Source organism: Emticicia sp. BO119, from assembly GCF_013912375.1.
Lineage (GTDB): Bacteria > Bacteroidota > Bacteroidia > Cytophagales > Spirosomataceae > Emticicia.
In genome coordinates this window covers 284,015-304,195 of sequence record NZ_JACETV010000001.1, presented here as the reverse complement: position 1 = coordinate 304,195, position 20,181 = coordinate 284,015, and the positions used below count along the sequence as shown (strand labels likewise).

Here is a 20,181-nt window from a genome sequence, read left to right as displayed (position 1 = left end):
TAAGTCCAAATTTTGATTAAACTAAGTTTATTCTTAAATAAGTTATGGTACAATATCTTGAGCAATTATTATTAGAAAAAACAAAAGGAACACCAAGTGACATTTTGTACGCAAAATGGAGTTATGATAAAAAAGTAATACCAACCGCCTTAAATGCTGTGTCTGCGTTGTTTCCTCATTTTAGCTTACATGACTCATCACATTCAGAAACTATATTAAATAATATAGTAAGAGTTTTAGGGAAAGAGAAAATAGCTAAACTTTCTGCAATAGATATTTGGTTAATGCTTGAAGCTGCTTACATACATGATATAGGTATGGTAGTTCCAAGTGAAGATTTGATTGAGGCTCTTAAATCAGTAGAATTTATTACATTTTTCAAAAGTTTAATTGAGAATAAAAAAGATAATTTACATGAGTTTGCAAATAAATTTGAAATCGTTGATAAAAAAATTTGCTATACCAATAAAGAATTTAGTTTAGAAGTTAATGATGGAATGAGATTTATTCTTGCGGAATTTTTTAGATGGAGACATGGAGAGCGCAGTGAAAATATAGTTAATAATCCGTATGAAAAAATTTCGTTAGATTCTCCGACCGGAGTAATTCCAATACGAATAAAAAAAGTATTAGGGAAAATTTGTTCGTGCCATACGAAGGATTTTACTGATGTGATGAATCTTCCTTTTTGTGAAGTTGGAATAGATGTTGAGGATGCACATCCTAGATTTATTGCGTGTATGTTAAGGATTGGTGATTTATTAGATTTGGATAATAACCGCTTCTCTGAGGTAATGCTTAGAACATTAACCAAAGCCCCTACAGATTCTTTAAATCATAAAGATAAACACCTATCAATTGAATATTTTAGAGTAGACCAAGAAAAAATTGAAATTACTGCTAGCTGCAATAATTATGATGTAGCCAATATCACCCAACATTGGTTCAATTACTTAAATACAGAAATAACTGAACAAACCATTAACTGGAATAAAATTATTCCAACTAAAGAATTTGGATTATTACCAACACTTGGAAATTTAATAGTTAATTTAAAGGATTATGATTTTATCGATGGTAAAAACAAACCTAAATTTAAAGTTGACTCAGATAAAGCTTTAGAATTACTACAAGGTTCAGGTATATATGATAGTGCTTTTCAGTGTATTCGAGAAATTCTTCAAAATGCTGTCGATGCAACATTGATAAAAATTTGGTTAGATCACAATAATGGAGACAATTTCAAATCACCCAATTGTAGTGAATTTTTGAAATTTTCAGAAATGTATACTATTGAAATTGAGATGGTTGATGAAGGCATAGAAAATGAATGGCAAAAATGGGAGATAAAAATAAAAGATAAAGGTATAGGTATTTCAAAAGATGATTTAATATTTCTAATGAATACAGGAAGTTCCGGTAGAAACCAAATAAAAACAGAAGTAATTACTAATATGCCTGTTTGGATGAAACCATCAGGCTATTTTGGCATCGGTTTCCAAAGCATTTTTATGATAACGGATGTTGTTAATATTGATTCCAAAAGTTATTTTACTGAGGAGTTACAAAAAATTCAATTAAATAGCCCACATTCAAAAAAAGATGGTGCAATTTTAATTCAAAAACAAAAAACTACTCATTCAGATAAGCCTGGCTCTAAAATTCAATTCACCATTTGCAATAAGGCCATTCCTGAAAAATGGAGAATAGATAATAAGCAACAACGATATGCACGTAGGATTATTAATAATTATGACCCATTTGCAAACAAATCTTTGGATATAGAATACGGAAAAATATATGATGAAATTCTAGCATTCGCTCGAAAAAGCTATATACCCATATCTCTGAAGATTAATAATGAATACAAATCTACATATACACAAAATAAAAAGTTTAATTTTTTCGATTCTGAATCTTCTTTAGAATTAAATATTTTCCCTCTTAATAATGGAGTTATTAATGATACCTTTACTATGTTTTATAAAAATCAAGAGGTAGAAACTAAATGGGGATTAAAGTTCTTAAATTTTGAAATAAATATTCATAAAGATAATGCCTCAAAAGTTTTAACATTAAATCGAAATCATATTAGAGATGAATATATTAGCGAATTATCTAAAGATTTCATGAATGCCTCATTTAGGGTTTTAACCAATTTAGAAAACTTTAATTCGATTTTTATTAATGATGATGATAAAGTGTTGGGAAGCATGTTTATTAACTATTATAGTTACGTTTATAAATTCTTCCTTAGTAAGAATTTGATAGAAGGAATAAAATTAGAAAATTTTCAACAATGGCAATCCTATGAGTTTGAAGTGGAAAATAATGGGACTAGTGAGAAAAAAACTATGATTACCCTATTAAATGATTGTGATATAATAACCGTATATTTTGATGCGGATGAGGATTATAAAATAAAGTTAGATGGAAAAGAATTGAGTATTATTTCATCACCTTCATCTTCAGTTCACAATTTTTTATTATTTATTACAAAAGACTACTTTAAATCATTTAAAATAATTCCAATTGGGAAAGGAAAAAGAAGTGATACTTTAATTTTATCAAAAAATTTAATAGATGATTGTCCAATTGAAGAAGAATTTGTAAAGAAATTATTGAGAAAGCATAAAGATACTTACAGTGTTTATGCAAGACAGATAATCCCTTGTTTAAATAAATATAAACATCTGAGATTAAAAGATAATTTTTTAATTCCATATGTTTCAAATGAAGAAGTTTACAATGGGATTTATATTCCATATCCTAAAATGCTTTCTCCATACATTAGAGAAGAAAATCTTTCTTCTAGTGTGGCTTTGAAATTGGTTATCAATAATGAATTAATCGATTGGGTATATAATAATAAATACTACACTGAAACTACAAAAGAGCAAATTGAGAAGGCCTATGAAGAATTCTGTAATGATTTCCATGTTGAGGTGCTAAATTCTGACTAAATTAACATTGATAGTCAAAAAATCTTTCAAGAAAAAAAGATATTTAATATTTTTATGTAGGCCCGCAGCTTTTCCCGAAAGCTCCCGCAGGCATAACCCAATTTTCTATAAATATTTTACCACTGTAAGTTTTACTGGTTGCCACCTGAATTAACTCCTGAGTAATGCTTTTATAGGGACTACCATTAGCAATTAATTCACTCAGGCTAATATTTCTTTTCATAGTGACTTTAAATCTTCGCTCATACAATTGCAACTTCTTTGACTTATCAGGAGAGATTTTGTTTGCGCTGGCAAACTGATCTGCGTTCCCAAAAATGCAGAACTTACAAGAGCACCGGCTAAAGCCTAGGTAGTAACATGGATGGACAACAACCTTATGTCTTTTAATGGTAATCCATACTTTTGATTCTTTCCATTCCAGAATAGGTCTCCATCTATCTACAATGCGTTTATTCTTCAAGTTAGCCCTATCCGGCTCAAAAGCTTTATACCTGGCACGTGCTGCACTTTCCTGTCCACGTTCACCTGAAATGACCAGGGTTTTGACTCCTGTGAATCTCTTTTGGTTTCTGATGGCCAGGGAGAATACATCTATCTTAAGATATGCAGAACACCATCTAACTGATAAATCCGCACTCACTTGTGGGAATTTAAGTCTGGTACTTTTCTTGCCTCGTTTCCCTCCTACCTGATATTTACCAGTTGGTGTTTCAAACACTGTTGGGGCTGTTAGGCTATTTTTCCGAAGCATTTCTCTGGCAAAACCTCCAACCTTCCATGAAAAATAAATTGGTATCTGAAAAGCTTTAGCGAATTGTCGGCAATAATCCTCGGTTATCTCCCAATCCATTAAGGTCTCGCCTTTCCCATCGACTATATGATGCCAGAGTTCTATCTTGCTTTTATCAACACCAACATCTAATAGATGAAGTACGCATGCGATAGAATCCTTTCCTCCAGAAAAGGCAACTATAAATTTATCGTAATTCTGAATGTTTACCATGAAATGGTATTTATAAATATGGATTTAGTGCTTAGGTTAAGTTGTTGTTGCTTAATTTGATTAAATACAATACCTATGCAATACAACTCTTGTCCTCTTAGAATAGTAAATTTCTCGTATTTAATATTATTAGAGAGTTCAATTTGAAAGGTTGCATTGACTTTTCCATTTTCGTCTAACTTATAATATGTTTCAAAAGGATAATATTTGAAATTGTTTAAATGATGACGGAGGGTTGACAATTCCTCATCAACCAATAATTTTCCATCCAATGAAACATATGTTTCGTCATAATCCCAGTCAGGCCCAGCATAAGAATCAAAAGATTCTTCTAATTCGCCTTCTAAATTTATCATTTGCTCACCATCATCAATACTGATATAGCAAATCACAATTCCTAACTCTTTTGCCTGATTATTCATTGAAACGTCTGTGAGCCATTGTTGTAATTGTAGCCCGTCTATTTGCTGGGCAAATTGTATTAAGTTCATTACAATAAATTTTAAAGTGAAAGAAAAATTGCTATCGGGTGTAGTTATACGTAGCGTTGCTCAAGCGCAAAAAATTCCAGTTGAGTCTCAGTAGGACTTTACTCAAATCCTGCATCTCGCCAGGAATCATATTCGTCATCATCATCTTCTTCACTATCTGAATAGTCCTTATCGTCATCATCTTCGTCATCGAAATCTTCATCGTACTCATCTTCTCCATAACTAGCCCTTATTTCGTCCTGACAATGTTCACAATAAGCACCCACATTTGAAAAGTCATATTCCATTGTGCCGGCTGAGAAGTGTCCACAGCCAAAGCAGTATCCTTGTTTTTGACAACAATCATAGCAAAGTTCTCCATCTTGAAGTTCTCCATCAAGATAGACCTCAGTTATACTATCCTCTTTCTGACAGCCACTACAAACACCCTGGTTTTCAGGAACAGAGAAATCAAAATCAAATTCTGGATTGTCATCCCAATTAGGCATAATATCCGGTCTATCAATAATATCAACATCATCCGGTATTTGAATTTCAAATATGCCTTGAAAGTTCTTCTTTATAGCCATTGGTGCAAACTCAAAATCTCTGCTGAAGTAACGCCAGTTACGCAGGAGCAAAGCCTTTCTATTTTTATGCCATTCAATACAGGCATTTTCTTCATCACCTCGCAACATGGCTCTGCCATGCCAGACTTCTACGATACATAAAGCTTTACCGGCATTCTTACCAACTGACTTGGATTTACCACAACAAATGACTACATCGCCTCTGTGCTGGAACAAACGACCCATGCGAGTTTCAATAGATTTTTTTCCTTCTTTTATCCACTGAGCATAAGGAGCATCTTTGTAGTCATTTAAGACTAATGCTTTAAATTTTCTCATACTTCTGTTATTAAAATATTTAATTGAGTAAGATTACCGGTAGATTATTTCGAATGCAGTTGCACCTTTATTATGCAACCAACCAATTTCATCAAAGAAAGTAATTTGTTTTTTTCCGTTGGGGGTAAATAAAAAAGTTTTTGAAACTCTATATCCATCTTCCCATAATTCGTTATGTTTATATTTAATATGACGTTGAATATCTTCAATTGAGTAAGATTCGTTAATAGATTTTTCAAATTTATATTCCTGTTCTAAGTCTCTATAAATATCTCTACTAATATCCAGTAAATCTATTAATCCTTCCAGCTTTTGAATGAATTGTAATTGTTCAATAAGACCATTGGTATAAAAATCATAATCCTGAGCAGAATCGTATTTATTAACTTCCAGATAAAAATCCTGTCTTTTAGACCTAGCCAAACTTTTAATTTCTCCCAGGTCATCTTGCTTTGTTCCCCTTAGTTGCTTTATCCTGTACTTACATTCCCAATCGTCTTTTGCGTCACCATAAACCTCTCGGAATGCTCTAACCAGCTTCCAATATCCTTTATGCTTTTGTATTTTTTCGACACGTTTTTTAGTTCTTCTACGCATGGTTAAGAAAGTTAATTATAGTTAAAAAATTATTTTAATTTCGCTATCGGGTAACGCTATACGTAGCGTTGCTTGAGACAATAATTTTCACTTATTGCTTAGACTCTTTAAAGTTTCTATGCTTCCTGATAAAATCAGTAGTAGTGGTCGGTGGGTCTAGATGCTCCTCTGTAAAGAGTTCAGGAAAACTATCTCGGAGTTTACTCTTATCGCTGCCATTACTTATATGATAAGACATAAAAAGGAAGTTTTCAAACTTCGAGCATTTGAAGTCATCCACCTCTAACCATTTATCGTACTTTGTCATGATGAAAGAATTAATGAAATTTGAATGTTTTTGAAAGGCCTGTATAGCTTTATTTGACTTTGCTCGATGCAGAGCTGGGAACGCTTTATAGGGCGTTAGTTTCCATGGACAGATTTCAAGGCTTTAAACATCATATCACGTTCTAATCGAGAGAGTTTTTTAAAGTTTGTTTTCCACCGGTTAACCTTACGTTTAATTAATTGCCGCTGTCGATGGGTTTTACCATAAAAGGTATATTCGTGCAATTCTTTTATCTCATGAAAATTCATATACAGGTTTTCTTTTGCCACTTTTCCGCTCCTGGTTCTTGATTCATATTCCTCCATTGCCCAACCTTTTAGTTTATTAGCATACAATTCATTCGGATAGGTCGATATAATAATGTCTACATAATCAGGGTCAAATTGGAGACATAAATCCAGCATTTGCACATGCTCCTCATCAGACATCTCAAATGGATACCTTGTTCTGGACTTACGAGTGCTATGCAAATAAGGTGGGTCAAGGTAGATAACAATTTTGTAACTCCAGATTTTTGAATACGTCAGATAGAGCTTTAGCAAATTCAGCACACTTACATTTTCAACCTGAAAACCTTCCATTACCTCAGTCAATCTAGCTGCTACTTCCGGATTAATATCATTGATAATATTTTTGAGCGAAGCCTTCTTTTTCTTTCTGGCAATGGTGACATTGCCGGCACAGCCTTCAATGTATATTTCATGTGGTCTGATATGGTTAATGATGAACTGATAAACTCCATCACCACCTTTACCACCGAAATATTCAGGAAATGGTTTTTCCAATTCTTTCATCACATCTCTTGATTTGCAATTTTCAATAAGTAATCTGCGTGGCAGGCTTTATCTAAGCTACACCAACAGGCAAGATTTTTACCTTTCAATTTCATTCGGATTAGTCTCTGGAGATGCGGACTAGCATCAACTAATTGTTTGAAACTCTCCACTACATCTTCAATGTTTTCGCAGTTCCTTTTTAACCAAGGTGAATAGGTTCCTATTTTGTAAGGATTGCTGAAATATTTGACTGGCCTTCCAACATAAATGGTGTCAAGTGGCATTTTCCACCCTCTCTTTCTACTTCTTTAAACTCTCGTTGGCATCAGTAGATAATTCTATAAATTCCTCTTGATAAACTGCTAAGCCAGCTTTTTTCAAAGTTTTTTGGTCTAAGTAAATATTGGGCATATCGTAACCATTTTCTATTAAAATCTGATAAATGAAGTATGCATAATCATTATGCAACAATTCGCTTTTATTAGGTCTAGAACCATAAATATTAATTCCTCCCCAATTGTTAATAGCAATTTTATAAATATTCTTTTCCGGTGAGTTGTTAAGTAATACAGAATCAATATGGACATCAATATAAGTAATGAAATAACCTATGACAATTGTTTCACTTGTTGTGATTTTAACTTCAGTTACACTAAATTCTTTATGATAATTCTTTTTAAAAAGTGAACCTATTTCCTTTGCTACTTCTAGCGTAAGTTTTTCAATAGGCTTAAGAATCAATTTAATATCGTTAATCAGGAACAGTTTTAATTCTCCTGACTCACCAGGTAGAAAAACATTGACATCACTATCTAAGAAACTTAAATCCTTAATTACACCTTGCCCATCGGGAGTTATACAATGACTTTCGCCATACATGGCAATGATTTTGGTTTTGATTTCGTCCGTTAATTCCATTTATAGATTAATTTTAGATTTTGATACTTTGATAATTCAGGAGTTAATGCCCTATAATTGATTAGTTTGTCTATCTTTTCCTTTGGTGATTTTGGCTCTTCAAATTCTTCTTTCATCACAACCTTGAGCGTACAAAATCCACAGGAAATACACTGGACATATTCTCCAAATGGCACGAAATAGCAGAGCGCATTACACATAGTTTTAAAATTTAGAAAAAATGATCAGGTAACTTTATTGATGGCGTTGTGATATCTGAGAAGTCTGACTTAAACATTATCAAATAGGTGATAACACCTGATAAGCGCATTGACATCATTTTGCGCATCATGTGAGCCCCAATACCGTCTTCCATAAAAAAACTTATGTAATTCCTGTAATGAAGGGAATTTGTAGTTCAGGTCATTCAGTGGAATTTTACATATATCTCTCCCATGCTTTTTGGTACAGAATAATTTGTACCAATGAGAAGCCATGACATCCATCTCAAAACAGATAAAGAATTCCTGGCCAATGACCCCTCCATCGAATTCAGCACTATGTGCCACTATTCTATCTGCTTCCTTTAAAGCCTTTGAAAGCGGCATCAGGCATTCGCTTAATTCCTTTCCACGTTTAGTAGCTTTTTTTGTAGTGATTCCATGAATTTTAACCGCTAGCTTAGGTATTTCGAAAGTAGGGATCACATAGGTATTTTCGAGTGTCAGGAGTATCCGATCGTTGTCAGTCCATTTATATAATTTATAAGCGAGTTGAACCATCCTGGGAAAATTACCTGGGGCGAGATAACCCTGAGTGATATCTACAGGCAAGCCGGTTGTTTCTGTATCAATAAATAATACTTTCATGCGAGTGCTAAAATCAATGGTGAAATATTGTGACTAACTAAAGCCTGATGGATTTTCATTTGCAGAACCAGCTCTGCTGAGGTTAAATCTTTCTTCTGTAATAGTTCATAAATGGTCATGGCGATGTCTACTTCTATGGCAAAATCATATTCTTTATTTTTGTTCCGGCATTTCCAGGTATGCTCCTGAGTCAAGGTCATCGTCCGGAAGAATCTGTGAATCGTGAAGCTCTCTTTATACAAATTCATTTCTACTCTTTTATCCAGAATATGCTCTACCTTATGATAGATACCCTCTACAAAATGTCGGAGAGTAAAGTAGAGATAGGGATATAAAGGAATTTTCACTTTCATTCTGGTACCGTAACTTTGTTGATGGCGTTGCTTCAGGTTTTTTAGCTGCAGGCAATTACTTTTCTGGTGTTAACCTAAAATTCCTTTTTCTTGGTTATCAATGTAATAATTCAAGGCTGTGATTACCTCTTTGTATTCTGCTTCCTGGTACAATCTTCCACGCCTGAATACGAAATTGTCACAGGGTATTGATTCATAAGTGGTTGGCATATGAATGTAAATCCAGGTCTTATAGTAGGCCGAACACATAGTTGCTTCGTATTTTCTACCTTTATCGTTAAGTATCTCCACCATACGAGCAAAGGTTGGGAAATACTTTTCGGGGAATGTTTCAAGGTTGGGCATATTCGGTATCGAATCGGGTTTTATTAGACCTACTGTATTCAACCAGGATATTTAATAATTTCGACCAGAACTGTCTCTCCTTGTGTGACATGTCCTGCGTATAGATATAAGGCTCCTCTTTAATAAATCCATCTTTGAATGAAATCTCAAAAATCACCTGGTTACTAATGCCTTGAATAGTTCTGCCTCTGTTGAGATTTTTATAGAGAATTACCTTATTGAGTGGGTTATCTTTACTAACATACTCTGCCGTTACCCTTTGAGAAAGCAGATTCATTATTCTATTCACCTCAGTATTGTTACCGGTATATCTCGGATCATTGGCATAACGCATTCCATAAGTCATACTGGTTTGTCCGTTTCTCCATCCATACTTATAGCCGACAAATAGCAGATAGATAGAGTTAACTGGGTCATACACGTTAAAATTTCTGTCTTGAGACATGGTTAGGAATTTAATTTTAAAAATCTGAGCAAAGAGTCACCAAACCAGGGGCGCCGGCCCCCAGACCCTTAGTTTATTTTAAATGAACTTTCTCCTTTTCCTTTCCTCTCCCCTTTTCATCATTCCCGAATTTCACAATTCTGTCACTTTGGCAGGGTCGGGCTTCGGAGTACAGCTTTAAACAACCTTTTAAAAGTTCAATTTATAAGTTCAGTGAACCAATTGAACATTAGCTGAAAATTTTGGACTATGTTCCCTTATAAAAACTATCAATCAAGGCTTTTGAAAGACTGGCCACGTCTATCATTTGACCAGTTCGGTCTTCCGAGTGTGGATTATTTCCTGAAAATGTGGATAAGGTGGCTTGTATTTTTTCCATGAAGGCCGTGTTTTGAGGTACTTTTTTCTTTTTTAAAGGCTCTTCTTTGGCACTAAGGACGGCTGTATGCTTAGGGTTGGTGAATTGAATAAAGTCAGGCTGAAACGTGAGTACAACGCAGTTAACGCTCATGTAATCAGGAAGGCACAATTGTCCTCTGTACTTGTTCTCAAACAGACTTTTATAGGCGTGTGAGATTTTATTGAAATGGTTGCGTAAGGTATTCTTACTGATTCGGGCAAAGCTCAGGCATTCCTCGCCATTGTAGAACGTCCGGAAGTATGACCAGGTAAACCTTATCTGGTTATTCAGATACACTTTCCCACGTTTAAATTCGTGCATAAAGAAAGCTATGAGTTTCTCCATCGAAGTCTCTACTGTGCCACCAATGTGCGGGAATACACCTTGCTTGGCTTCCCAGGCTTCGTATTCTAACCGGCTAAGGTCTTGTCTTAATTGCTTGAGGTCATGCCCCTGGTCGATAAGCGCCTGGAGTTGTCTGGAACGCTGTACGTTATTCTCTATACGAAAGGCTTTGCATAAAGCAAAGGTCTTGTGAAAGTCTATGACGGGCATAGATTTTCGTAGGGTGGCATAGCCCCCTATGGGAAAACTGGGTTTATCCATTTTTTTGTTGTATGTTAAGATTTTGCGGTTAAAAAAGAACTTTATCGAGCCTCCTGGCTCCTGTGCCAACCCCGCCCACCTGGTTTTAATAGCAAGCTTTTTTAAGAATTGGCAAAAAACACCCCTACTCTCATTTTCACAAAAAGTGAGATGAGAGGAATCTGATTATTCCTAACCATCTGTATCAAAACCTAAAAAAGTTCAGACACAAAATAGAATAGGGGTCTAATGTTTTTCGTTCCGGTGCTTTTTCATATGGCCGTTCAGGGCTTTGGCGTTTTTCAATGTTTCGCCACAACCAGGAAAGGTACATATAATCGCACTGGAGGGACTTTCAATCAGAAGTGGCTTAGGCACACTTTCGCTCACCTTTACCTCCGGCTTCGTCACCACTCCCCCTGTGGACTTTGTAGACGAGGCTTGGAACATGGCATCAAAGGGTAGAACATTACTAGTAGCGGCAACCCTCATTATCCGCTCCAGGTAATTCCTCTGACCAGTTTGGGTGCGCTGTTTTTTGCCCTCTTCTACCCAATCCTGAATCTGCTGTATCGCATCCTGATACTCCATTACATTAAGAGTTATCCAGGTAATATTCTACTAACTGCTCAAATGAGGATAATTGCCCAATAGAGAGCTTCTCCAAATTGATTTTATGAGGCTCAAGTTTAAGGTTGTAAGCCTCATTCATTTTTTGACATATCTCCTGCTGGTTAGCTGGTGAAAGCGAACCGAATTTCTTTAGGCTAGGAGATACTTTGTTTTTTTCAGCGACTAAACTCATATATATTGGAATTAGCATGAATACTCAACTTCAGTAGATTTTTTGCCACACTCGAAATAGCAAAGTGTATGATGCCCAGAGAATTGCAAATTCTAAAGGGCCGGTATGTTTCATACCAAAAAGAATCGCTAATTCTTTAGTTACACCTATGGCAGAATATAGCCCAAAGTAAAAAAATACAAAGGCCATTACTATCTTTTCACCAATCGACGCTGACTTATCAAATCTCATATTCGCTCTTTATTTACAATCCAATTTCCTTTTCAGGATCATATTCCTCATGATGTTTTATTGAGCCACTCGCAGTTTTTTTACTTCTCAAGGAGGTAACAACCACAATGCCCAGAGCAATGCCTAAAAGGGCTTTCAGACCTCTCCTATTTTTCTTTGGCTTTTCTTCCTCCATGTGGTTATTATCATTTAAGTGTTTAGCGTATTCTCTCGAAAGATTCGTCGAGTGTGGGTAGGCAACTCGAAACCCTACAACTTTGCTGTGACTAAAAAAGTATCTTATAATTTGGGATTCAACCTATATTATACAACTACCAGCGTATCTTTTTCTGCTCCAGTAATTTCTTTTGCATATAGTCGGTCAAAGGAACAATGATAACACGACGTTTATCTGTTTTATAAGGAACATGCTCAGAAAACCAGTAACCTTCTAAAGCATCAGTAGCACTTTGAAGGCTGCCATAAATTTTAGCCGGAAGGTTTGAAAATTCTTTACCCGACCAGTTAGTTTCGTTTTTGACGTTTGACTTAATAATAAAGCTCATTGTATGATGGTTAAGAAATTACTAATTCACAGGAATCACCTATATAAAAAAACCATTCGTCCTCGGCTTTATCAGTAAAATAGACAAGGCTCTTGCTCTCATCTAATTCACCGATATAAACCCCATTCAACTCCAATTCTGAACCGTGGCTACGGGCATCATCCAGTTTTAAGACACTAAATTTTGTTACACTCATTTATTTGAATAATTAATCAATAGTCCGTTTTGCAATAAAATTGCCAGTTGTGGATAGGCATCTGGAACCCGTTAGTTAGCTTTTACTAATACAAAATTTATTCACACTCTAAATTCCTTTTAATTAGGCGACAGTGTCGCCAGTTGTGGGTAGGCAACTGGAACCCTACATTTAAAAAACCCTTTTCATAAATAAAACAACCTAAGCTTTTAAGAAAACTATCCCCAAGTGGAAAGGCAACTTGGAACCTATTATCTCTTACTATCGATATAGTCTATTCAATTTCTTGTCAATAAAAGTCCTATGTTTTCTTGTAGGACTTGTTCGAATGTGCGTTCTGTGATTTGCTTGAAACCGCTTCTATCTCCACTTACTTTAATAAAATTTGCTATCACCTGATTCGAGTTTACTTGCTCTCTCCAGTAACCGGTAGATTTTTCAGCAATGGAGAATCGTATAAATTAATATCCACCGTTTTGCCTTTCAATCAATCCCAGGTATAGCTTTAATCTGGCACTATGAAAAAACATCAGACTTTTTCTATGGTTAAGGCCAACAAACTTCCATCTACTACTGTATGAACCGTAGTACCTTTGGTTGCTTGGGTTTTTAAACTAAAATCAAAGTTTAATCCCCAAACCATATGAGCTGCATGCAGGAAAAAAGGATACACGTTTGCGATTGGACATCTGGCATACGTCTCTTGAAAGATTCTTCTGAAATTTCTATCAGAATCCTCTCCCTGCTCTATGGCTTTTTCTTCAGCAATTTCAATAAATCGTTTTTTCTCACTTTCCGGTGATTCAAAAAACTTCTTTCCCAATTCGTTTAATTGGGGGTCGGTTTGTTTTGTTAATCCCATCGGTATTCAAAAGTTAAATGTTAATGATGAACAACATAGAATGTAGCACATCTATAAAAAAATGGCTCAAATAATAGCCTTACTCGTTTGTAAATATCAATCCTACACTCAATATTCTGCAACAAAAGTAGATGCAGGAAAAAATTGCTCTCTTTTTAAAAAGAGTCGACTTAATGCTTCATCCTGATATTTCGCAGCCTGGGTATATCCGTAGGCACCTAAAATACTATTCCAGTCTTCCTCTACTCTAGCAATATCTACCTTGCCATAGAATCTGGCTTCACAAATCAAATTTTCTTTCTCTGATTTTATTTTGCACTCAAAAGAATTAACCCCTTTTCCATGCCTCAATAAGGCAGCATTGATGATTGGAAGAAATATTAGATTACGTATTTCTATATCACTATGAAATTGTTTAACCGGAAGTCTCAATGTGATAAAAAGTCTTTTCATTGTAGCAGAATTATAGCCAATTGAAACTTCTTCCACTACATTGTTGGATTCACCGGTATTTATTATCAATTCCATAGATTTGATTTGTTAAAGCATTGTTAATAGTTAAAAAATTGACGCCAATATGCTTTATGTATCATTTTTTTTACGTTATTTCGTCATGTTTTAAGATATAATGCACAAATGTAAACAAAATATTGACATAGTCAAATTTTATTAACAAAATTATAAAAAATATTTAACTATGGATTACACAGCACTTAAGGAGCGGATAGAGAAGAAAATTCGCCAAAAGGGGGTTTTAAAGATGAAAATGTTTGAAGATTTAGATTTATCCAGACAAACTTATCATAATATGTTTGACAGAAAGTCTATAAATCTTAACACTCTGGAGAAAATTAGCGAGTATTTAGACACATCAATTCCTGAACTTTTAGGAGGGTCTGAAAAAGAGAATGTTGAATGGAAAGAGAAGTATTTTAAAGCTGTGGAATTATTGGCTTTAAATGGCATCAAACTAGACTTGGGAAAAATTAAGGGTGGGTTGTATTTACGACCATCAGGACACAATTTTTTTTATCCAATTGTCCCAGATGGCAACCCATCCTTAGAAATGCAAGCGCATTTCACGTCAGTAACACATTGATTATCAGTCTTCTATGATTACTTGTTGGTTCCCAGCTTCGGGAGCACTGATAATCAAGCACTTAGCAGCAATGTTAGGTGCTTTTTTATTTTAGTTGCATAACCTCGGATCAAGCGAAAAAGTGGATTATGTCTAAAAGTTGAGGATTAAGCATAAATTTTAGGGAGTTTAAAGAGGAAAAAGTAATATTTCTTACAACTCTAAACTGATTTCTTAGTGCCTTAACTTTTGCACGGTTCGCCGCAGCGATTAAAGGATTCTGCTGATGCATTGGTACTTCTTCTGTCGAAAAAGTTCAGGATTTTCTCATAATAGTTCTGAATAGTTCGGGTATCGTTTTAAATGAGGCAAAGCTTATCAAAAAGACATTCTAATTTATTTATTTGAATTCCCTTATCTTTTGCTTCCATCAACTTATTATCTGTTCGATCGACCTGAAAACTTTTATCCTGAACACTATCGGCAATAACAAAAAATTTTATGTTTCTCTCTTTTAGTCTGAAAGGTAAATCTTCAAGATTTTTAGAAAAGTATGGTTCATTAAAATCTTCAGGATCATAAGGTAAAACCACATACATTTCTACTATTCTACTTGATGCTTTTTCAAGATTAAATTGTCTGGCATCAATATCCTTTTGCTCAAAATCAAAGGTTTTTGCTTCAAGTGCTATTACTGTTCCGTGATTGGTAACTAAAAGAACATCGTACTGGGCAATTTCTTCATGATTCTCTCTAATGACTTTGACATTGGAATAAGCTTCGATGATTTTATGATTACCTGATTTTAAAAATTGATAGACTCTTTTTTCAAGAATACCTTCAAAATAACTACCTGCTCCGCTAAATCCTAAATTACGTAGAAGGGTATTGTCAAGACAAATACTTTTGGTATTCAATTTACTGGCCAATTCAGCATTTGTGATATCAATACAAGGCTTTTCACTTTTATGATTAATAGTTTTGGCAAATAGTGAATCTGAAAATTTGTCTTTTGTTTTGATGAAGAGCGCGCGTAGATAATCAACAAAAAGATTTATTTTGTTAGCTTCAAAAAAATGCTGGTGTTTAACATCAATGTATGCACGTGTATTATCATAGGCAGAAATAATTTCTTTTTTACTAATGCTAACGCTTCCGAAGTATTTTTTTAAACTATCAGTTAATGACTCTTCAAAAAAACTACTCTTCTGAGGGTCACTAAAGATATTTGCCAGGTCATTCAGGGTAAATTCTTCTGATAAATCATTGCTTCCTGATTGCGAAAGGCCGAAAGCATAATTTCTGAATTCCTTAAATTTAAAGTAATCTGCAAATGGATAAGAGGTAACGAGGTTATGTTTGTTGTAGAAAAGCCTGGCGCTTTTGATTTTCAAACCATAGGTTTGGATGATCTCATGGGCTGTTAAATCTACACCGATATTTATACTGCTACTGTTTTGAATGCCATTGACATTCTGGAAGAAGTCTATGCTTGGCTTTGCATTAAACGGATTACTATAGCAGATTTTATCTTCAGGGTTATTTCTTTGTAAATAAGCCTGATACATGGCAAGTATCAGGGGTTTGAGCCCTCCGCCTGTGTTCCAATAGATGGTATCATGAGGTTTGGTTTTGGTTTGAATATATACGTTTATTTTCTCTAATACGGAGAGTATCTGGGTATCTTCGCCACCTTTCCCATCGCCAACTTTTAAATTGATTTTATCTGTTTTCTTGCCTCTTTTCTGCAAGACTCTTATCATGCCATCAGCCCATTTCTTATTTTCAGCAATAGCAGATTCTATAATTACTACTTCCTTAACTTCGGCAATTTGAATTGCAGGAATAAGATTAGTGGTATTTTGTTCGGTTGAAAAGCAAATCATTATCATAGTCAAAAGCATTAAGTAATTTAGATAATAAATAATTCTACTAATAATAAAAATCCTATCTTGAAAAGGTCTTCATTTCTACAGAAAGAGCTGAACAATTAGTAAGTAAAATGGAAGGTCGTAATCCTATCTTGAAAAGGTCTTCATTTCTACGAGCAAGAAAAGCTTTTAAATGTATTGAGGAAGTCGTAATCCTTTCTTGAAAAGGTCTTCATTTCTACGCTGTGCGAAGACGCCGATGCGGCGGACGGTGGGTCGTAATCCTATCTTGAAAAGGTCTTCATTTCTACTAAATGAGGAATTTAAGTATTTCTTAGGTGTGGAAGTCGTAATCCTATCTTGAAAAGGTCTTCATTTCTACAAATAAAATGAGTCAGACTTCTCAAACTTCGTCCAAGTCGTAATCCTATCTTGAAAAGGTCTTCATTTCTACGATTGCTTTTCTTCTGCCTGTATTTCTTTTTTCTGTCGTAATCCTATCTTGAAAAGGTCTTCATTTCTACCTTTGCTAAGGATAGTATCAAAAATCCTTATACAGCGTCGTAATCCTATCTTGAAAAGGTCTTCATTTCTACAATTCCCGAGCCAAGTATTGGAGGCACTGTACCAGTCGTAATCCTATCTTGAAAAGGTCTTCATTTCTATGCCGTACTAAGATGATTGATCTGGAGCAGTTAGCAGTCGTAATCCTATCTTGAAAAGGTCTTCATTTCTACTTTTTATACTTTCGCTCGCCCAGGCGAAGAAATATGGTCGTAATCCTATCTTGAAAAGGTCTTCATTTCTACGCCGTCAGAAAAAGCTTAATGAAGTTGCAGATGTGTCGTAATCCTATCTTGAAAAGGTCTTCATTTCTACGGCGCTGCTGCGTGGGTTGCAAAGCCTGAAGATATGTCGTAATCCTATCTTGAAAAGGTCTTCATTTCTACCGAAAGAGGGTTCCGAGATTGTGTTCGTTGGAGAAAGTCGTAATCCTATCTTGAAAAGGTCTTCATTTCTACTGCAGTCACATATCGACGAGGCATTCGAAAGAAACGTCGTAATCCTATCTTGAAAAGGTCTTCATTTCTACTCTTAACCCCGTAAGCTTATGCGAGTAATCGACAAGATGTCGTAATCCTATCTTGAAAAGGTCTTCATTTCTACCTTATGACAATACGAAGAAGGCCGTGAAGATAGTGAAGCGTCGTAATCCAATCTTGAAAAGGTCTTCATTTCTACGGGGAGCGTAGCACTGAGCGTGATGACGATGACTGTCGTAATCCTATCTTGAAAAGGTCTTCATTTCTACTCACCGAGCGAATTTATGCCTGGAAAGAAATTGGAGTCGTAATCCTATCTTGAAAAGGTCTTCATTTCTACATTGGTAGCGAAATACTAATAGCAGAAGAGAATGTCGTAATCCTATCTTGAAAAGGTCTTCATTTCTACCCATAAGGGGTAAAAAAGCTGGGCCACTTAGACTTTTTTGTCGTAATCCTATCTTGAAAAGGTCTTCATTTCTACTGTGAAATGTTTTATTTTCAGTATTTAAGTTATTTTGGGTCGTAATCCTATCTTGAAAAGGTCTTCATTTCTACAGCGAAAGGCAAATTGATAAGATTGCCTAATGGTGTCGTAATCCTATCTTGAAAAGGTCTTCATTTCTACGTTGCTTTATAAAAAAAGCAGATTCTCTAAGAGGTCGTAATCCTATCTTGAAAAGGTCTTCATTTCTACCTACTTAGGAAAGAAAGACGATAAAGTCTTCAAGGTGTCGTAATCCTATCTTGAAAAGGTCTTCATTTCTACTTTATATATAGCAACACCATCTAAAAAGGAAGCGTCGTAATCCTATCTTGAAAAGGTCTTCATTTCTACAGGAAATGGACGCTATAGGTATAAACAAGGAAGAATGTCGTAATCCTATCTTGAAAAGGTCTTCATTTCTACACTCCTACTCAACCTGACTCTGGCATAGCTAACGGTCGTAATCCTATCTTGAAAAGGTCTTCATTTCTACCATACCAAACCTGATTGGAACTTACCATCACGAAAAGTCGTAATCCTATCTTGAAAAGGTCTTCATTTCTACCCATATCGTAGCAGATAGGGAATATAAAAATGACAGTCGTAATCCTATCTTGAAAAGGTCTTCATTTCTACTACGATCACAGCATCACATGGCTATCTATGCGGAAGTCGTAATCCTATCTTGAAAAGGTCTTCATTTCTACCTTATGAAGAACCTATTGTTCCAGATATTATTCAGTCGTAATCCTATCTTGAAAAGGTCTTCATTTCTACGTAGTTGAGTGAATGAAATGGTGGCTCTGGAGGATGTCGTAATCCTATCTTGAAAAGGTCTTCATTTCTACCTTATGAAGAACCTATTGTTCCAGATATTATTCAGTCGTAATCCTATCTTGAAAAGGTCTTCATTTCTACGTAGTTGAGTGAATGAAATGGTGGCTCTGGAGGATGTCGTAATCCTATCTTGAAAAGGTCTTCATTTCTACTGAAAAAGAACTGCACGGAGAATTCATTTTGCAAGGTCGTAATCCTATCTTGAAAAGGTCTTCATTTCTACATTATTTCCTGGGCATGCCGCCTGCACCGAAAGGGTTTAATGTCGTAATCCTATCTTGAAAAGGTCTTCATTTCTACATGACAACATTAATTTCAGAGCAACTGCAAGTTATGTCGTAATCCTATCTTGAAAAGGTCTTCATTTCTACTTGCTCTATTTTTACATTACGCCCTACAGTTGAGTGTCGTAATCCTATCTTGAAAAGGTCTTCATTTCTACATCATTGGCAAGACGCTTATGTGAAACCAGAAAGGTCGTAATCCTATCTTGAAAAGGTCTTCATTTCTACATTTTTTCAACAGTTGTCGGGTTGGTGGAGGGTACTGTCGTAATCCTATCTTGAAAAGGTCTTCATTTCTACGGTTTTTCCTTTACGATTACAGCAACACTAGGTGTCGTAATCCTATCTTGAAAAGGTCTTCATTTCTACAGTCCTATTGTCTCTATTAGGATTGGGATTAATTCTGTCGTAATCCTATCTTGAAAAGGTCTTCATTTCTACGTAGTTGAGTGAATGAAATGGTGGCTCTGGAGGATGTCGTAATCCTATCTTGAAAAGGTCTTCATTTCTACACCAATCAATTTGGTTTTTACGTCGATGGCAGCTTGTCGTAATCCTATCTTGAAAAGGTCTTCATTTCTACATGATGTTGAGACGAGTGAAGAGGAGGGAGAGGAAGTCGTAATCCTATCTTGAAAAGGTCTTCATTTCTACTCTATCACCGAATGGCGATGCAAGCCGGGCATAAGGTCGTAATCCTATCTTGAAAAGGTCTTCATTTCTACAGGAATTTGGAACAACTCCAAGAAGACTATTTAGTCGTAATCCTATCTTGAAAAGGTCTTCATTTCTACCCAAAGACATGTCTTCGGAGGAGGCTTGGCTAATACTGTCGTAATCCTATCTTGAAAAGGTCTTCATTTCTACACTGCAGCCCAGTCTATTGCAGAGCTTATTTACCAAAGTCGTAATCCTATCTTGAAAAGGTCTTCAATTCTACTTACTATGGTAGTGGCCAGCTATATCCCCGAATAGTCGTAATCCTATCTTGAAAAGGTCT

The 20,181-nt window shown here is 35.3% G+C and carries 23 protein-coding genes, 1 pseudogene and 1 CRISPR repeat array (1 of these 25 running past the window's edge); of the genes and pseudogenes, 2 read left to right on the top strand and 22 right to left on the bottom strand.

All coding sequences use genetic code 11. The features are described from left to right. Positions 1-44 precede the first annotated feature (44 nt). Positions 45-2,963: an ATP-binding protein gene (locus H1R81_RS01295; RefSeq protein ID WP_181838864.1), complete on the top strand. Its 2,919-nt coding sequence runs from the start codon at positions 45-47 to the stop codon at positions 2,961-2,963. A gap of 52 nt (positions 2,964-3,015) precedes the next feature. On the opposite strand, the gene H1R81_RS01290 is transcribed toward H1R81_RS01295, so the two are convergent. The 20 genes and pseudogenes from H1R81_RS01290 to H1R81_RS01195 all read right to left on the bottom strand — a co-directional run bounded on the left by H1R81_RS01290 (position 3,016) and on the right by H1R81_RS01195 (position 14,109). Beyond that, positions 3,016-3,969 carry a phosphoadenosine phosphosulfate reductase family protein gene (locus H1R81_RS01290; protein ID WP_181838863.1) on the bottom strand — a complete coding sequence of 318 codons (954 nt, stop codon included), beginning with the start codon at positions 3,967-3,969 and terminating at the stop codon, positions 3,016-3,018. Then, positions 3,963-4,460 carry a hypothetical protein gene (locus H1R81_RS01285; protein WP_181838862.1) on the bottom strand — a complete coding sequence of 166 codons (498 nt, stop codon included), beginning with the start codon at positions 4,458-4,460 and terminating at the stop codon, positions 3,963-3,965. The genes H1R81_RS01290 and H1R81_RS01285 overlap by 7 nt, the downstream gene beginning before the upstream one ends. A 98-nt stretch (positions 4,461-4,558) precedes the next feature. Next, a complete protein-coding gene (locus H1R81_RS01280) occupies positions 4,559-5,254 on the bottom strand; it encodes a hypothetical protein (protein WP_181838861.1) in 696 nt (231 codons plus the stop codon). Positions 5,255-5,380: 126 nt separating this feature from the next. Then, the gene (locus tag H1R81_RS01275; protein ID WP_181838860.1) at positions 5,381-5,944 is read right to left on the bottom strand and encodes a hypothetical protein; all 564 of its coding nucleotides are present in this window, start codon (positions 5,942-5,944) and stop codon (positions 5,381-5,383) included. Positions 5,945-6,035: 91 nt separating this feature from the next. Next, a complete protein-coding gene (locus tag H1R81_RS01270) occupies positions 6,036-6,251 on the bottom strand; it encodes a hypothetical protein (protein ID WP_181838859.1) in 216 nt (71 codons plus the stop codon). Positions 6,252-6,346: 95 nt separating this feature from the next. Then, positions 6,347-7,066, bottom strand: coding sequence for a hypothetical protein (locus H1R81_RS01265; RefSeq protein WP_181838858.1), 720 nt, complete (start codon positions 7,064-7,066; stop codon positions 6,347-6,349). Beyond that, positions 7,066-7,338, bottom strand: a pseudogene (locus tag H1R81_RS27750) (DUF4326 domain-containing protein); the annotation flags it as partial. The gene H1R81_RS01265 and the pseudogene H1R81_RS27750, both read right to left, overlap by 1 nt. Positions 7,339-7,348: 10 nt before the next feature. Further along, positions 7,349-7,966: a hypothetical protein gene (locus H1R81_RS01255; RefSeq protein WP_181838856.1), complete on the bottom strand. Its 618-nt coding sequence runs from the start codon at positions 7,964-7,966 to the stop codon at positions 7,349-7,351. 269 nt (positions 7,967-8,235) lie between these two features. Beyond that, a complete protein-coding gene (locus H1R81_RS01250) occupies positions 8,236-8,814 on the bottom strand; it encodes a 3'-5' exonuclease (RefSeq protein ID WP_181838855.1) in 579 nt (192 codons plus the stop codon). Beyond that, entirely contained in the window at positions 8,811-9,167 is a 357-nt protein-coding gene (locus H1R81_RS01245; protein ID WP_181838854.1) for a hypothetical protein, read from the bottom strand. The genes H1R81_RS01250 and H1R81_RS01245 overlap by 4 nt, the downstream gene beginning before the upstream one ends. A gap of 69 nt (positions 9,168-9,236) precedes the next feature. Continuing rightward, the gene (locus H1R81_RS01240) at positions 9,237-9,512 is read right to left on the bottom strand and encodes a hypothetical protein (protein ID WP_220275149.1); all 276 of its coding nucleotides are present in this window, start codon (positions 9,510-9,512) and stop codon (positions 9,237-9,239) included. Then, complete coding sequence (locus tag H1R81_RS01235; protein WP_181838852.1) at positions 9,499-9,957, bottom strand: hypothetical protein; 459 nt, start codon at positions 9,955-9,957, stop codon at positions 9,499-9,501. Before H1R81_RS01235 ends, H1R81_RS01240 begins: the two co-directional genes overlap by 14 nt. A 247-nt stretch (positions 9,958-10,204) precedes the next feature. Continuing rightward, positions 10,205-10,963, bottom strand: coding sequence for a hypothetical protein (locus H1R81_RS01230; RefSeq protein WP_181838851.1), 759 nt, complete (start codon positions 10,961-10,963; stop codon positions 10,205-10,207). A 225-nt stretch (positions 10,964-11,188) separates the two neighbouring features. After that, positions 11,189-11,392: a hypothetical protein gene (locus H1R81_RS01225; protein WP_181838850.1), complete on the bottom strand. Its 204-nt coding sequence runs from the start codon at positions 11,390-11,392 to the stop codon at positions 11,189-11,191. A 145-nt stretch (positions 11,393-11,537) separates the two neighbouring features. After that, the gene (locus tag H1R81_RS01220; RefSeq protein ID WP_181838849.1) at positions 11,538-11,747 is read right to left on the bottom strand and encodes a hypothetical protein; all 210 of its coding nucleotides are present in this window, start codon (positions 11,745-11,747) and stop codon (positions 11,538-11,540) included. A 244-nt stretch (positions 11,748-11,991) separates the two neighbouring features. Beyond that, positions 11,992-12,153, bottom strand: coding sequence for a hypothetical protein (locus H1R81_RS01215; RefSeq protein WP_181838848.1), 162 nt, complete (start codon positions 12,151-12,153; stop codon positions 11,992-11,994). Between the two features lie 136 nt (positions 12,154-12,289). Continuing rightward, positions 12,290-12,523 carry a hypothetical protein gene (locus H1R81_RS01210; protein WP_181838847.1) on the bottom strand — a complete coding sequence of 78 codons (234 nt, stop codon included), beginning with the start codon at positions 12,521-12,523 and terminating at the stop codon, positions 12,290-12,292. A gap of 10 nt (positions 12,524-12,533) precedes the next feature. Next, positions 12,534-12,719 carry a hypothetical protein gene (locus H1R81_RS01205; RefSeq protein ID WP_181838846.1) on the bottom strand — a complete coding sequence of 62 codons (186 nt, stop codon included), beginning with the start codon at positions 12,717-12,719 and terminating at the stop codon, positions 12,534-12,536. A gap of 529 nt (positions 12,720-13,248) precedes the next feature. Then, positions 13,249-13,581, bottom strand: coding sequence for a hypothetical protein (locus H1R81_RS01200; RefSeq protein ID WP_181838845.1), 333 nt, complete (start codon positions 13,579-13,581; stop codon positions 13,249-13,251). Between the two features lie 108 nt (positions 13,582-13,689). After that, a complete protein-coding gene (locus H1R81_RS01195; RefSeq protein ID WP_181838844.1) occupies positions 13,690-14,109 on the bottom strand; it encodes a hypothetical protein in 420 nt (139 codons plus the stop codon). Between the two features lie 169 nt (positions 14,110-14,278). On the opposite strand from H1R81_RS01195, the gene H1R81_RS01190 reads away from it, so the two are divergent. Then, positions 14,279-14,680: a helix-turn-helix domain-containing protein gene (locus H1R81_RS01190; RefSeq protein WP_181838843.1), complete on the top strand. Its 402-nt coding sequence runs from the start codon at positions 14,279-14,281 to the stop codon at positions 14,678-14,680. Positions 14,681-14,901: 221 nt separating this feature from the next. Here the strand turns inward: H1R81_RS01190 and H1R81_RS27280 are convergent, their stop codons facing one another. Then, a complete protein-coding gene (locus H1R81_RS27280; protein ID WP_409013541.1) occupies positions 14,902-15,003 on the bottom strand; it encodes a hypothetical protein in 102 nt (33 codons plus the stop codon). A gap of 15 nt (positions 15,004-15,018) precedes the next feature. After that, a complete protein-coding gene (locus H1R81_RS01180; RefSeq protein ID WP_181838842.1) occupies positions 15,019-16,551 on the bottom strand; it encodes a hypothetical protein in 1,533 nt (510 codons plus the stop codon). A gap of 46 nt (positions 16,552-16,597) precedes the next feature. Beyond that, positions 16,598-20,181: a CRISPR direct-repeat array (repeat unit 36 nt; unit sequence GTCGTAATCCTATCTTGAAAAGGTCTTCATTTCTAC); it runs 2,348 nt beyond the window's last position.

Coding starts and splice junctions, on each gene's coding strand:
- H1R81_RS01275 (WP_181838860.1), bottom strand. CDS start 5,944: ATGCGTAGAAGAACTAAAAAACGTGTCGAAAAAATACAAAAGCATAAA.
- H1R81_RS01265 (WP_181838858.1), bottom strand. CDS start 7,066: ATGAAAGAATTGGAAAAACCATTTCCTGAATATTTCGGTGGTAAAGGT.
- H1R81_RS01215 (WP_181838848.1), bottom strand. CDS start 12,153: ATGGAGGAAGAAAAGCCAAAGAAAAATAGGAGAGGTCTGAAAGCCCTT.
- H1R81_RS01240 (WP_220275149.1), bottom strand. CDS start 9,512: ATGCCCAACCTTGAAACATTCCCCGAAAAGTATTTCCCAACCTTTGCT.
- H1R81_RS01220 (WP_181838849.1), bottom strand. CDS start 11,747: ATGAGTTTAGTCGCTGAAAAAAACAAAGTATCTCCTAGCCTAAAGAAA.
- H1R81_RS01250 (WP_181838855.1), bottom strand. CDS start 8,814: ATGAAAGTATTATTTATTGATACAGAAACAACCGGCTTGCCTGTAGAT.
- H1R81_RS01200 (WP_181838845.1), bottom strand. CDS start 13,581: ATGGGATTAACAAAACAAACCGACCCCCAATTAAACGAATTGGGAAAG.
- H1R81_RS01245 (WP_181838854.1), bottom strand. CDS start 9,167: ATGAAAGTGAAAATTCCTTTATATCCCTATCTCTACTTTACTCTCCGA.
- H1R81_RS01195 (WP_181838844.1), bottom strand. CDS start 14,109: ATGGAATTGATAATAAATACCGGTGAATCCAACAATGTAGTGGAAGAA.
- H1R81_RS01295 (WP_181838864.1), top strand. CDS start 45: ATGGTACAATATCTTGAGCAATTATTATTAGAAAAAACAAAAGGAACA.
- H1R81_RS01255 (WP_181838856.1), bottom strand. CDS start 7,966: ATGGAATTAACGGACGAAATCAAAACCAAAATCATTGCCATGTATGGC.
- H1R81_RS01290 (WP_181838863.1), bottom strand. CDS start 3,969: ATGGTAAACATTCAGAATTACGATAAATTTATAGTTGCCTTTTCTGGA.
- H1R81_RS01205 (WP_181838846.1), bottom strand. CDS start 12,719: ATGAGTGTAACAAAATTTAGTGTCTTAAAACTGGATGATGCCCGTAGC.
- H1R81_RS01190 (WP_181838843.1), top strand. CDS start 14,279: ATGGATTACACAGCACTTAAGGAGCGGATAGAGAAGAAAATTCGCCAA.
- H1R81_RS01280 (WP_181838861.1), bottom strand. CDS start 5,254: ATGGGTCGTTTGTTCCAGCACAGAGGCGATGTAGTCATTTGTTGTGGT.
- H1R81_RS01225 (WP_181838850.1), bottom strand. CDS start 11,392: ATGTTCCAAGCCTCGTCTACAAAGTCCACAGGGGGAGTGGTGACGAAG.
- H1R81_RS01210 (WP_181838847.1), bottom strand. CDS start 12,523: ATGAGCTTTATTATTAAGTCAAACGTCAAAAACGAAACTAACTGGTCG.
- H1R81_RS01230 (WP_181838851.1), bottom strand. CDS start 10,963: ATGGATAAACCCAGTTTTCCCATAGGGGGCTATGCCACCCTACGAAAA.
- H1R81_RS01285 (WP_181838862.1), bottom strand. CDS start 4,460: ATGAACTTAATACAATTTGCCCAGCAAATAGACGGGCTACAATTACAA.
- H1R81_RS01235 (WP_181838852.1), bottom strand. CDS start 9,957: ATGTCTCAAGACAGAAATTTTAACGTGTATGACCCAGTTAACTCTATC.
- H1R81_RS01180 (WP_181838842.1), bottom strand. CDS start 16,551: ATGATAATGATTTGCTTTTCAACCGAACAAAATACCACTAATCTTATT.
- H1R81_RS01270 (WP_181838859.1), bottom strand. CDS start 6,251: ATGACAAAGTACGATAAATGGTTAGAGGTGGATGACTTCAAATGCTCG.